Source organism: Enterobacter sp. C3_dUdeg (genome assembly GCF_057536195.1).
Genome location: NZ_BAAKFX010000005.1, coordinates 46628 through 59695, shown reverse-complemented (window position 1 = coordinate 59695; position 13068 = coordinate 46628). Strand labels below are relative to the sequence as shown.

12 protein-coding genes and 1 pseudogene are annotated in these 13068 nt (G+C 56.6%); 8 read left to right on the top strand and 5 right to left on the bottom strand.

Annotated features, from left to right (window positions below; all coding sequences use genetic code 11):
* Window positions 1-48 precede the first annotated feature (48 nt).
* The 4 genes and pseudogenes from dam to trpS all read left to right on the top strand — a co-directional run.
* Window positions 49-861, top strand: coding sequence for an adenine-specific DNA-methyltransferase (gene dam, locus AC27FC_RS14110; protein WP_033146808.1), 813 nt, complete (start codon window positions 49-51; stop codon window positions 859-861).
* Window positions 862-902: 41 nt separating this feature from the next.
* Complete coding sequence (gene rpe / locus AC27FC_RS14105) at window positions 903-1580, top strand: ribulose-phosphate 3-epimerase (RefSeq protein WP_024907923.1); 678 nt, start codon at window positions 903-905, stop codon at window positions 1578-1580.
* A complete protein-coding gene (gene gph / locus AC27FC_RS14100) occupies window positions 1573-2334 on the top strand; it encodes a phosphoglycolate phosphatase (RefSeq protein WP_033146807.1) in 762 nt (253 codons plus the stop codon). Before rpe ends, gph begins: the two co-directional genes overlap by 8 nt.
* Window positions 2327-3328, top strand: a pseudogene (gene trpS, locus AC27FC_RS14095) (tryptophan--tRNA ligase); the annotation flags it as partial. The gene gph and the pseudogene trpS, both read left to right, overlap by 8 nt.
* A gap of 161 nt (window positions 3329-3489) precedes the next feature.
* Here the strand turns inward: trpS and AC27FC_RS14090 are convergent.
* The 4 genes from AC27FC_RS14090 to nirB form a co-directional block, all read right to left on the bottom strand.
* Window positions 3490-3660, bottom strand: coding sequence for a YhfL family protein (locus tag AC27FC_RS14090; RefSeq protein WP_033146806.1), 171 nt, complete (start codon window positions 3658-3660; stop codon window positions 3490-3492).
* 143 nt (window positions 3661-3803) lie between these two features.
* Window positions 3804-5177: a siroheme synthase CysG gene (gene cysG / locus AC27FC_RS14085; RefSeq protein ID WP_196355116.1), complete on the bottom strand. Its 1374-nt coding sequence runs from the start codon at window positions 5175-5177 to the stop codon at window positions 3804-3806.
* A 135-nt stretch (window positions 5178-5312) separates the two neighbouring features.
* Complete coding sequence (gene nirD, locus AC27FC_RS14080; protein WP_023309475.1) at window positions 5313-5639, bottom strand: nitrite reductase small subunit NirD; 327 nt, start codon at window positions 5637-5639, stop codon at window positions 5313-5315.
* On the bottom strand, window positions 5636-8179 hold the full coding sequence (gene nirB / locus AC27FC_RS14075; protein ID WP_248175816.1) for a nitrite reductase large subunit NirB: 2544 nt from the start codon (window positions 8177-8179) through the stop codon (window positions 5636-5638). The genes nirD and nirB overlap by 4 nt, the downstream gene beginning before the upstream one ends.
* 239 nt (window positions 8180-8418) lie before the next feature.
* On the opposite strand from nirB, the gene AC27FC_RS14070 reads away from it, so the two are divergent.
* A complete protein-coding gene (locus tag AC27FC_RS14070) occupies window positions 8419-9735 on the top strand; it encodes a cytosine deaminase (RefSeq protein ID WP_196355118.1) in 1317 nt (438 codons plus the stop codon).
* A gap of 3 nt (window positions 9736-9738) precedes the next feature.
* Here the strand turns inward: AC27FC_RS14070 and tsgA are convergent, their stop codons facing one another.
* A complete protein-coding gene (gene tsgA, locus AC27FC_RS14065) occupies window positions 9739-10923 on the bottom strand; it encodes an MFS transporter TsgA (RefSeq protein WP_033146801.1) in 1185 nt (394 codons plus the stop codon).
* Window positions 10924-11201: 278 nt separating this feature from the next.
* On the opposite strand from tsgA, the gene ppiA reads away from it, so the two are divergent.
* The 3 genes from ppiA (at window position 11202) to pabA (ending at window position 13059) form a co-directional block, all read left to right on the top strand.
* On the top strand, window positions 11202-11774 hold the full coding sequence (gene ppiA, locus AC27FC_RS14060; protein ID WP_023309471.1) for a peptidylprolyl isomerase A: 573 nt from the start codon (window positions 11202-11204) through the stop codon (window positions 11772-11774).
* A 106-nt stretch (window positions 11775-11880) separates the two neighbouring features.
* A complete protein-coding gene (locus AC27FC_RS14055) occupies window positions 11881-12465 on the top strand; it encodes a putative adenosine monophosphate-protein transferase Fic (RefSeq protein ID WP_039263091.1) in 585 nt (194 codons plus the stop codon).
* Between the two features lie 30 nt (window positions 12466-12495).
* Complete coding sequence (pabA, locus tag AC27FC_RS14050; protein ID WP_087823619.1) at window positions 12496-13059, top strand: aminodeoxychorismate synthase component 2; 564 nt, start codon at window positions 12496-12498, stop codon at window positions 13057-13059.
* Window positions 13060-13068: the final 9 nt, after the last annotated feature.

Sequence of the window (13068 nt, the reverse complement as noted above, 5' to 3'; positions counted from 1 at the left end):
TGTCGGAGCTTTCTCCACAGCCGGAGAAGGTGTAATCAGTTAGTCAGCATGAAAAAAAATCGCGCTTTTCTGAAATGGGCAGGGGGGAAATACCCCCTGCTCGATGATATTAAAAAGCACCTGCCAAAAGGCGAGTGTCTAATCGAGCCTTTCGTGGGCGCAGGATCGGTGTTCCTGAACACTGATTTTTCTCGTTATATCCTGGCGGATATCAACAACGACCTCATCAGCCTCTATAACATTGTTAAGCTGCGTACCGAAGAGTATGTCGCAGAGGCGCGCAAACTGTTTACGCCGGAGAATAATCAGCCGGACGTTTACTACCAGTTCCGCACTGAGTTTAATCAGAGTCAGGATCCGTTCCGTCGGGCGCTGCTGTTCCTCTATCTCAACCGTCATGGTTACAACGGCCTGTGCCGCTATAACCTGCGCGGGGAGTTTAACGTGCCGTTTGGTCGCTATAAGCGCCCGTATTTCCCGCAGGACGAGCTGTACCACTTTGCCGAAAAAGCGCAGAACGCAGAGTTTCATTGCCTCTCCTATGAAGAGTGTATGGAGCTGGCAGGCGTAAACTCGGTGGTTTACTGTGACCCGCCTTACGCACCACTGTCTGCAACGGCGAATTTCACCGCTTATCACACCAACAGCTTCAGCCCGGCCGAACAGGCCCGTCTGGCGGAGATGGCAGAAAAGCTGGTCAGCAAAAGAATTCCGGTGTTAATTTCGAATCACGACACGCCTGATACGCGCGAATGGTATAAAGCCGCGAAGCATTTTCAGGTCAAAGTGCGGCGTAGCATTAGCAGCAACGGCGGCACACGTAAAAAGGTGGACGAACTTCTGGCTCTTTATCGCCCCTGAGCCGTTTTGCCCGCCGGTAAACACATTTCAAGGAGAAGCGGATGAAACAGTTTTTGATTGCTCCCTCAATTCTGTCGGCCGATTTTGCCCGCCTGGGTGAAGACACCGCCAAAGCTCTCGCGGCTGGCGCAGATGTCGTCCATTTCGACGTTATGGACAACCACTACGTCCCTAACCTGACCATTGGCCCAATGGTGCTCAAGGCATTACGTAACTATGGCATTACCGCGCCGATCGACGTTCACCTGATGGTTAAGCCTGTTGATCGCATCGTGCCTGACTTCGCCGCAGCGGGTGCCAGCATCATCACTTTCCATCCGGAAGCCTCTGAACACGTGGACCGCACGCTGCAGCTGATCAAAGAGAACGGCTGTAAGGCGGGCCTGGTGTTTAACCCGGCCACGCCGCTGAGCTATCTCGACTATGTCATGGACAAGCTGGACGTGATTCTGCTGATGTCCGTTAACCCGGGCTTTGGCGGTCAGTCGTTCATTCCCCACACGCTGGATAAGCTGCGTGAAGTGCGCCGTCGTATTGATGAGTCAGGTTACGATATTCGCCTGGAAGTGGACGGCGGTGTGAAAGTGAATAACATTGGTGAAATTGCGGCAGCCGGCGCGGATATGTTCGTTGCAGGTTCGGCAATTTTCGACCAACCGGATTACAAAAAAGTCATTGATGAAATGCGCCGTGAGCTGGCGAAGGTAAGTCATGGATAAATTGCAGGCAATTCGGGGTATCGCATTTGACCTCGACGGCACGCTGGTCGACAGCGCGCCGGGCTTAACGAGCGCCGTAGACCAGGCGCTGTACGCCCTTGAACTCCCCGTTGCGGGGGAAGAGCGCGTGGTAACGTGGATTGGCAACGGCGCCGATGTCCTGATGGAGCGCGCGTTGACGTGGGCGCGTCAGGAGCGCGCGTCGCAGCGTTCCGCGCAGGGTAAACCGAGCGTTGACCACGCTGACATCCCTAAGGATGAACAGCTGCGGATTCTGCGCAAACTGTTCGATCGTTTCTATGAAGAGACCGTCGAGGAGGGCAGTTTCCTGTTCCCGGACGTTCAGGAAACGCTGAGCGCGCTGCACGCGAAGGGCATTCCGCTGGGGCTGGTGACCAACAAACCGACGCCGTTTGTTGCACCGCTGCTGGAAGCGCTCGATATCGCGAAGTATTTCTCCGTGATTGTGGGCGGCGACGACGTACAGAACAAAAAGCCGCATCCGGAACCGCTGTTGCTGGTGGCAGGAAAATTATCCTTAACGCCTGCGGAGCTGCTCTTTGTCGGGGATTCGCGCAATGATATTCTGGCTGCCCGAGCGGCTGGGTGTCCTTCCGTCGGATTAACCTATGGCTACAACTACGGTGAAGCCATCACATTAAGTGAGCCGGATGTGGTCTTCGACCACTTCAAAGATTTGTTGCCCGCACTCGGGCTTTCGCACAGTGAACATCAGGAATTGAATAATGACTAAGCCCATCGTTTTTAGTGGCGCACAGCCTTCAGGTGAATTGACCATTGGTAACTACATGGGTGCGTTACGTCAGTGGGTCAGCATGCAGGATGAGTACCATTGCATTTACTGCATCGTCGATCTCCATGCGATTACCGCGCGTCAGGATCCTGAGAAGCTGCGTAAAGCCACCCTGGACACCCTGGCGCTGTACCTGGCCTGCGGCATCGATCCTGAGAAGAGCACCATTTTCGTTCAGTCGCACGTGCCGGAGCACGCGCAGCTGGGCTGGGCGCTGAACTGCTACACCTATTTCGGCGAGCTGAGCCGTATGACCCAGTTCAAGGATAAATCCGCGCGCTACTCTGAAAACATCAACGCCGGTCTGTTCGACTATCCGGTGCTGATGGCGGCGGACATCCTGCTGTATCAAACCAACCAGGTACCGGTAGGTGAAGACCAGAAGCAGCACCTGGAGCTGAGCCGCGATATCGCCCAGCGCTTTAACGCGATTTACGGCGATGTGTTTAAAGTGCCAGAGCCGTTTATTCCGAAGTCCGGCGCGCGCGTGATGTCGCTGCTGGAGCCGACCAAGAAGATGTCCAAGTCTGACGATAACCGCAACAACGTTATCGGCCTGCTGGAAGATCCGAAATCCGTCGTCAAAAAGCTCAAGCGCGCGGTCACCGACTCCGACGAGCCGCCTGTAGTGCGCTACGACGTGCAGAACAAAGCGGGCGTCTCCAACCTGCTGGATATTCTCTCCGGCGTGACCGGCCAGAGCATTCCTGAACTGGAAAAACACTTCGAAGGCAAGATGTACGGCCACCTGAAAGGTGAAGTGGCAGACGCCGTTTCCGGCATGCTGACCGAGCTGCAGGAGCGTTATCACCGCTACCGTAACGACGAAGATTTCCTGCAGAGAGTGATGAAAGACGGCGCGAAAAAAGCTAGTAAACGTGCGTCTAAGACACTGAAAGCAGTATATAAAGCTATTGGCTTTGTTGAAAAGCCGCCAAGATCAAGTAACAAGAAACAAGAAGACGCCTTATATAAATCCAAGTTAAAACAATATCAGGTGTAGGTCGGGTAAGGCGGAGCCGCCACCCGATAAAAAAAATGCTCTACGCCAACCAAAAACCGGGATATCCCGGTTTTTTTACGCCTGAAAAACGCTTACTGATCCGCCGCCGGGCCGCAACCGCCGATGATCTTAGAAATGGAGATCGCCGGGTGCAGCAGGTAATCGTAGCTGCAGTTATTTTTGGTGTTCTGTACATGACCGGTACAGGCAGTCAGAGTCGATAACAGGCCAACCAGAACGGCGGCTTTTGCCAGTTTGAACATACGCATTCCTTGTCTTAAAAACGAAAGTTGGATGTAACTCAGGGGAATAAAGGGAGAAATTCCACTTCGGGGCGGTATGTTATCGACAGCGGTAAGAGGGGAGTAGTCCGCATAAGGACTACTCCGCAAAGGAAGAATATGCGTTAGTGATTTGAGAACCAGTTCAGCTTATCGCGCAGTTCAACCACGCGACCCACCACAATCAGCGCCGGGCTTTCGACCTGCTGCGCCAGTTCACCGAGCTGCGTCAGTACGCCATCCACTACGCGTTGCTTGATGGACGTACCGTTTTCCACCAACGCAACCGGCATATCAGCCTCCATGCCGTGCTCCAGCAGCTTCGCCTGAATCGTCGCGGCCTGGTTCAGCCCCATGTAGAAGACCAGCGTTTGCTTTTCAGCGGCCAGGTTATGCCAGTCCAGCTCGCTGCCGGTTTTCAGATGGCCCGTCACCAGACGCACGCTCTGGGCATAGTCGCGGTGGGTCAGCGGAATGCCAGAGTAAGCTGAGCAGCCGGATGCCGCCGTAATGCCCGGCACCACGGAGAACGGAATGCCCGCGTCACACAGGGTTTCCAGCTCCTCGCCGCCACGCCCAAAGATAAACGGATCGCCACCCTTAAGGCGCACCACGCGCTTACCTTTCTGCGCCTCGCGCAGCAGGATCTGGTTAATCTCCTCCTGCGGCACGCAGTGATAGCCCGCCCGTTTTCCAACGAATACGCGGTCGGCATCGCGGCGTACCAGGTTCATGATGTCATCGGAGACCAGGCGATCGTAAACCACGGTATCGGCCTGCTGGATCTGCTGTAGCCCTTTCAGCGTCAGCAAGCCCGCATCGCCGGGGCCTGCGCCCACCAGCACCACTTCGCCGCGATGGTCCAGCGGCTCGCTGAGCAGCTGTTCGGTCGTCTCTTCAACGGCTTTGGTGTCCTGATTCGCCAGCGACTGCGCCAGCCTGTCGTTCACAAAGAATTTTTCCCAGAAGCGACGGCGCTCGCCCACGGTCGAGAAGGTTTGCTTCACGCGGGAGCGGAGCTGCCCGGCGTAATGCGCAATCTGACCAAGGTGCTGCGGCAGCACGGCTTCCAGCTTTTCCCGCAGCAGGCGGGCGAGAACCGGCGAGCGTCCGCCGGACGACACCGCAATCATCAGCGGCGAGCGGTCGATAATCGACGGCATAATAAAGCTGGCCTCTTTCGGCGCATCCACCACGTTGCAGAAGATTCGGCGCGCTTCGCAGGCGTCGCTGACGCGCTGGTTCACTTCATCGTCGTCCGTTGCGGCAATCGTCAGCCAGCAGGTATCGAGCAGGGATTCATTAAACTCACCCTGTTCCAGCGTGAGCATCCCTTCCTGGGCCCAGACCTCAAACTGTGGGGCGAAGGCGAGGGCGTTGACGGTGAGCCGGGCGCCAGCCTCTAACAGCAGGCGCGCTTTGCGTTCAGCCACGTCGCCGCCGCCCACGAGCAGGCAGTCGCGGTTGCGTAATTGACAAAAAATCGGCAGGTGATCCACGACGTTACCTCGCAGCTTTCATGGAGGGGGTAAGAATTGACGTCAGGATAACAGCAGGAATCGTACAAAACATACGGTTTTTCCTGCCGTTACCCATAAGGGGTCATAAGCTTTTCGTATTGAAAAGGCGGGGGATCAGCCTTTCAGCTGCACCTTGCCGTCCTTCACGCGAACGTCATAGTGCTTCACTGAATGACTCTCATCTTCCATGCAGTAGCCGTCGCTTAAGCGGAAACGCTGCTTTTTCAGCGGGCTGGCGACCCACAGTTCGCCCTGATGCTCGGCAATCAGTCCGCGGGAGAGCACGCTGGCCTCGAAGAACGGGTCGATATTGCTGATGGCAAAAACCTGTTCATCGTGGCGAGGGCGGAAAATCGCAACCTGCTCGCTGCCCAGCAGCGCGCATACGCCGGTGGCCGGGATGATGTCGTTAATATCGCAAATGTTTATCCACTGGCTCATGCGTTTTCCTCCACCAGCGTGACCGGAATACGTTCATACGGTGTCGCCGGACGATGCTGTTCACGCTCCGGTACAACCTGTACGTTCGGGTCGCGCTGGGTGCTGTTGATAAAGTGTTTGAAGCGCGTCTGCGCCGCCGGGGTGTTGACGGTTTCCGTCCACTCGCAGATCACCGCCTCGCGCAGGCGCGCCATCTCGGCTTCCAGATGCTCGTTCAGCCCCAGCTTGTCGTCGATGATCACCGCTTTCAGGTAGTCGATGCCGCCTTCCAGGTTATCGAGCCAGGAGGCGGTACGGGTCAGCTTATCGGCGGTGCGGATATAGAACATCATGAAGCGGTCGAGATACTGAATCAGCGTGTCGCGATCGAGATCCGCCGCCAGCAGGTCCGCGTGGCGTGGCTTCATCCCGCCGTTGCCGCAGACGTACAGGTTCCAGCCTTTTTCGGTGGCGATAATACCTACGTCTTTACCCTGCGCTTCCGCACATTCGCGGGTACAGCCGGAGACGCCAAACTTCATCTTGTGCGGGGTGCGGATGCCTTTGTAGCGGTTTTCCAGCTCCACGCCGAAGCCCACGCTGTCGCCGACGCCGTAGCGGCACCAGGTGCTTCCCACGCAGGTTTTCGCCATGCGCAGCGCTTTGGCGTACGCGTGACCGGTTTCGAAGCCCGCTTCAATCAGCTGACGCCAGATTTCCGGCAGATCGTCTTTCTGCGCGCCAAACAGGCCGATACGCTGGGAGCCGGTGATTTTGGTGTAGAGGTTAAATTCACGAGCAATACGGCCCACGGCGACCAGCCCTTCCGGCGTGATTTCACCCCCGGCTGAGCGTGGAATAACGGAGTAGGTGCCGTCTTTCTGGATGTTCGCCAGAAAGTTGTCGTTGGTGTCCTGCAGCGGCGTGTGTTCCGGCTTGAGTACGTACTCGTTCCAGCAGGAGGCCAGCAGGGAGCCGACGGTCGGTTTACACACTTCGCAGCCGTAGCCCTGGCCGTGTTTCGCCAGCAGTTCGTCGAAGGACTTGATGCCTTCCACGCGGATCAGATGATACAGCTCCTGGCGAGAATACGCGAAGTGCTCGCACAGGTTGTTGTTCACTTCGATGCCCTGTTTCGCCAGTTCGGCGTTCAGCACCTGAGTGACCAGCGGAATACAGCCGCCGCAGCCGGCACCGGCTTTGGTTTCCGCTTTCAGCGCCGCAACTGTGTGGCAGCCTTTGTTGATGGCGGAGATTAGCATGCCTTTGGTGACGTCGAAGCAGGAGCAAATCTGCGCGCTGTCCGGCAGTTTATCCACGCCGATAGACGGCTTGCCGCTGGACGCGTGCGCCGGGAGGATCAGCGCGTCCGGGTTTTCCGGCAGCTCGATGGCGTTCAGCACCAGCTGGAGCAGGTTGCCGAAGTCGCTGGTGTCGCCCACCAGCACCGCGCCGAGCAGGGTTTTGTTGTCCTGGCTGACGATGAGGCGTTTGTAGACTTCTTTGCTTTCGTCGAGATAGACATAGCTGCGGGAATTCGGGGTGCGGCCATGCGCATCGCCAATACCGCCCACGTCCACGCCCAGTAGCTTCAGCTTGGCGCTCATGTCTGCACCGGTAAACGCGTTTTCGCTGCCGAGGATATGGTCCACGGCAACCTGCGCCATTTTGTAGCCCGGCGCCACCAGACCGTATACGCGGTTATTCCAGCTGGCGCATTCGCCGATGGCGTAGATATCCGGATCGGAGGTCTGGCAGGCGTCGTTGATCATGATCCCGCCGCGCTGCGCCACGGCCAGCCCGCACTGGGTCGCCAGCTTGTCGCGCGGACGAATACCGGTGGAGAAGACGATGAAGTCCACTTCCAGCTCGCTGCCGTCGGCAAAGCGCATGGTTTTGCGCGCTTCAGTCCCTTCCTGAACGATCTCTTTGGTGTTTTTGCTGGTGTGAACCTTCACGCCCATGCTTTCGATTTTACGACGCAGCTGGTCACCGCCCATGTGGTCGAGCTGTTCGGCCATCAGCATCGGGGCAAATTCGATGACGTGGGTTTCAACGCCGAGGTTTTTCAGCGCGCCTGCCGCTTCCAGACCCAGCAGGCCGCCGCCGACGACCGCGCCGCGACGGCTGCGACGGGCGCAGGATTCGATGGCGTTGAGGTCTTCAATGGTACGGTAGACGAAGCAATCCTGAGTTTCCGAGCCTTTGATCGGCGGGATCCACGGATAGGAGCCCGTCGCCATGATCAGCTTGTCGTAAAAAACCGTACGCCCGGCGCTGGAGTGGATCACTTTTTCCTGACGGTTGATGGTGATAGCGCGTTCGCCCACCAGCACTTTTACGCCATGCTTCTCGTAGAAACCTTCGCGCACCAGAGAGAGCTCTTCGGCGGTATGATGGGAGAAGTAGGAAGACAGGTGCACACGGTCGTACGCCTTGCGGGGTTCTTCACAGAACACGGTAATATCGAACTGCTCAGCATCGGCCTTATCGAGAAGATCCTCAATAAAGCGGTGGCCGACCATGCCGTTACCGATGATAGCGAGTCTGACTTTGCTCATTATTGCCTCGATTTCTTTTCTATTATTGCCTACCTTAACGATTCAGCAGGGGCGCTTATTGATGCAAATCAAATACGTCTTCGCCTACTCCTTAGGTGGTATATAACTGATTTGTCAGGATTTTTATAAGTGGCGGAAATCGCAGGCTTTTCGTGCTCGTTGAATTTGTGTACAAATCAGGGGCGGTTTTGCCAAAATCGATACGCCTGAATATCAGCGGCGTTTTTTAGGGGAAGGGTATGTCTACAGCACCGTTATGGCTTGTTCAGAATGTTCGTTTACCGGGTCGGGAAGGGCTGTGGCAGCTCGCCATTGAGAACGGGCGATTTGGTGACATCACCCCGATGGACGACACCCACGCCGAAAGTTATGAAGTATTGAACGCGCGCGGCGGGCTTGCGATCCCGCCGTTCATTGAGCCGCATATTCATCTTGATACGACCCAGACCGCGGGTGAGCCGAACTGGAACCAGTCCGGCACGCTATTCGAAGGCATTGAGCGCTGGGCGGAACGCAAGGCGTTGCTCAGCCATCAGGATGTTAAAGCGCGCGCCTGGAAAACGCTGAAGTGGCAAATTGCCAACGGCATCCAGTTTGTCCGTACCCATGTGGATGTCTCCGACCCGACGCTCACCGCCCTGAAGGCGATGCTGGAGGTGAAGCAGGAGGTTGCCCCGTGGGTGACGCTGCAAATCGTCGCGTTCCCGCAGGAAGGTATTCTCTCTTACCCGAACGGCGCGGCGCTGCTGGAAGAGGCGTTAAGGCTGGGGGCCGACGTGGTGGGGGCGATCCCGCACTTCGAGTTCACCCGCGAGTATGGCGTGCAGTCGCTGCATATCGCTTTTGAACTGGCGAAGAAGTATGACCGTCCGCTGGATATCCACTGCGATGAAATCGACGACGAGCAGTCGCGGTTTGTCGAGACGGTGGCAACGCTGGCGTATGAGGCAGGCATCGGCCCGCGCGTGACGGCCAGCCACACCACCGCCATGCATTCCTACAACGGCGCTTACACCTCGCGGCTCTTCCGTCTGCTGAAAATGTCGGGAATTAACTTCGTCGCTAACCCGCTGGTCAATATTCATCTTCAGGGGCGCTTTGATGACTATCCGAAGCGCCGCGGCATCACCCGGGTGAGAGAGCTACAGGAAGCGGGCATTAACGTCTGCTTCGGTCATGACGACGTCTTCGACCCGTGGTACCCGCTCGGCACCGGCAACATGCTGCAGGTGCTGCACATGGGGCTGCACGTCTGTCAGATGATGGGCTATCCGCAAATCGACAGCGGCCTGAATCTCATCACCCATAACAGCGCCCGTACCTTCGGCCTGAGCGATTACGGTATTGCCACGGGGAACCCGGCGAACCTGATTATTCTGCCTGCCGAGAGCGGGTTTGAAGCGGTGCGCTGTCAGGTGCCTGTGCGCTGGTCGATTCGTCAGGGACGGGTGATCGCCACGACGCAGCTGGCGCAGACGTGGATCCAGATGGATATCGGAGGAGAAGAGGTAAGTTTTGCCAGAAACAGCCCCTCTGCCGAGCGCAAAGGGGCGTAGGGGTTAGTGAGACGCTGCCGCCGCGTTGTGCTGGCGGTGGCGGGTCACGAAGCCCAGAACGAAGCACATGATAAACACCACGGCATACAGGCCGTTTGCGGTGTGCAGCGCCGCCAGCGGACCGCTGTGGGCGACGATCGGGCCAGTGACCACGAAGGTCAGCATGGTGCCGATGGTGCCGCAGGTCAGGACGAAGTTAACCAGCTTCGGCGAGGCCACTTTGGTCTGCAGGGAGCCCAGGGTGATGATAGAGGTATAAATGGCGCTGGAGAAGAAGCCCAGGGTCAGAATGAACCACGGCATATGCTCCGGTGAACCGTTGATGAACAGGTACATCAGCACGGTCGCCAGCCCCGCCAGCACGGTCAGAATGCGCTGCAGGTCGAAGAAGCGCAGGATGAAGCTAAACGCCCACATGCCGAACATGTAAGACATCCAGAAATCGCTCACCAGTTTACCCGCGTCGTTCAGGCTCATGCCCAGACCTTTGGCATACTCCGGTACCCAGGAGATAAAGCCCAGCTGGCCCAGGATGTAGCACAGCGCGGCGATGGAGAGGAACAGCACGCCGATGCCCCACTTTTCTTTCGCAACAGGCTCTGCGGTGGTTTGCGCTTTCTTGCCCAGCACCGGGAACTTGCAGCCGAAGGTCAGAATAAAGATCGCCACGTAGACCAGGCCGATGCAGGCATAGACCCAGTACCACTCAATGCTGCGCGCCAGCAGAACCGCCGCGAGCATCGGAAAAATCATTCCGGCCATGCTGAAGAAGGAGTCGGTAAACAGCAGACGCGCGCCGCGCTGGCGGCCTTCATACATGTGGGTAATCAGGAACGTACCGATCGACATGGTGATCCCGCTCACCAGACCGAGCACGAACATGGCGGCGGAGAACAGGGCGATGCTGTGGCTCAGCATCAGGCCCGCCACGGCGGCAACCATCAGCACAAAGCCAAAGCGCAGCTGGGTTTTCAGCGGGACGATTTCCATCAGCCAGGCATTCAGGAAGATAGAGATCAGGATCCCCGCGTTGAGGAAGGTAAAGGTGTTACTCATGCTGGAAACGGGCAGCTGGAAGTAGTCTGCGATATTCCCCATCACCATCCCGGTGACGATCACCAACGCGCCGGTCAGGGCGTAGGAGAAGAAGCTGATCCATGTGAGCTTGATGCGATTGCTGTTAGTCATGTCTGGCCTGTTCAGAAAAAGAAAAGCGCCCGGGGGGCGCTGAGAGCGGGCAGATTTTAGTCGCTAAAGTGATCTATTCCTATCTTTTAAGGGTAATGATTACGTCATTGCAGGTTTTAGTGTGATCTAAATCACATTAATTGACGGCGTAACCAATCGTTTGCGCGGTAATAATTGTTTCAATTTCGTAAAATTAGGTAAAAGGCTGGTCTCCGTTCATACTGCTCTTTAGAATCAAGCCATTCGCTTTTTATACTGCGCTTTGTTAAGGAATTCTCATGCTCAAATCAACACTGGCGGCTGTCGCAGCTGTGTTTGCTCTTTCTGCCGTTTCCCCTGCTGCGCTGGCAGCCAAAGGGGACCCTCACGTTCTGCTGACCACCTCCGCCGGGAATATTGAGCTGGAACTGAATAGCCAGAAAGCCCCTGTTTCCGTGAAAAACTTCCTCGACTATGTGAACAGTGGTTTCTATAACAACACCACTTTCCACCGCGTGATCCCAGGCTTCATGGTGCAGGGCGGCGGCTTCAACGAGCAGATGCAGCAGAAGCAGCCTAACCCGCCAATCAAAAACGAAGCGGACAACGGCCTGCTGAACAAGCGCGGCACCATCTCCATGGCGCGTACCGCAGACAAAGATAGCGCGACCAGCCAGTTCTTCCTGAACGTGGCGGATAACGCCTTCCTCGACCACGGTCAGCGCGACTTTGGCTATGCCGTTTTCGGTAAGATTGTGAAAGGCATGGACGTGGCCGATAAGATTTCTCAGGTGCCTACTCACGACGTCGGTCCGTACCAGAATGTGCCGTCAAAACCGGTGGTTATCCTCTCCGCAAAAGTTCTGCCGTAATTCTTCTGAACGCGGGCTTCTTCTGCCCGCGTTATATGACCCTCCCTGCGAAAGCGCGTTTTGCTGCTTATACTTGTGGCAAACGGACTATTCAGGGAGGCGTTAAGTGAAAAAGCTCACCGACAAGCAAAAATCCCGTCTCTGGGAACAGCAGCGTAACGTCAATTTACAGGCCAGTTGTCTCCTTGAAAAAGGTAATGGTCCCTCAGAGCCCCATATTGAGACGCTGGAGCTTGGGCCTTCCGCGCCCGGGTTGCCCCATCTGTGCCTTATTCATCGTCATTTGTACCGCAGCGAGATGAAGCGGGCAGGCGAGTTACGCACTGACGATATTTTTAAGGGTGACATTCCTTTCTGCCATTTCGAATACATCGAGAAGATGGGTAATGAGCTGATGGCGGCGCTGGAAAGCGAAAAGTATCTCGTGGGTCTTGAGAAAGCGGCGTTTGTTGATCGGGTTAGCCACTATTACTGCGAAATCAACATGCTGCATCCGTTTATGCGCGGCAACGGTATTGCCCAACGCGTTTTCTTCGAGCAGCTGGCGCTCCACGCGGGCTACGCATTGGACTGGCGCGATATCGATCCCGACCAGTGGGTGGCGGCTAACCGAAGCGGCGCAACGGGGGATTTAACCGCGCTGAACGCTATCTTTGCCAAAGTAGTGAGCGAAGCGCGGGAATCTGAGTAGAATAGGGCGGCATTTTTTTCGGGGGCCGCCATGATTCTGCTGATTGATAACTACGATTCCTTCACCTGGAACCTTTACCAGTATTTTTGTGAACTGGGTGCAGAGGTGGTTGTCCGCCGCAACGACGAGATCGGACTGGCCGATATCGGGACGCTGGCTCCGCAGAAAATCGTGATTTCTCCGGGGCCGTGTACGCCGTCGGAATCGGGTATTTCTCTGGATGTGATCCAGCACTTTGCCGGCAAGCTGCCGATACTGGGTGTCTGCCTGGGCCATCAGGCGATTGCTCAGGCGTTTGGTGCCACCATCGTGCGCGCCGCGAAAGTGATGCACGGTAAAACCTCTCCGGTCACCCACGCCGGCACCGGGGTATTCACGGGGCTCAATAACCCGTTAACCGTGACGCGCTACCATTCCCTGGTGATTGACCCGTCTACACTGCCCGACTGCTTTGAGGTGACCGCCTGGAGCGATACGCAGGAGATCATGGGGATTCGCCACCGCGAATGGGACCTCGAAGGCGTGCAGTTCCACCCGGAAAGCATCCTCAGCGAGCAGGGGCACGCGCTGCTGGCAAATTTCCTCAATCGCTGAATATCTGTT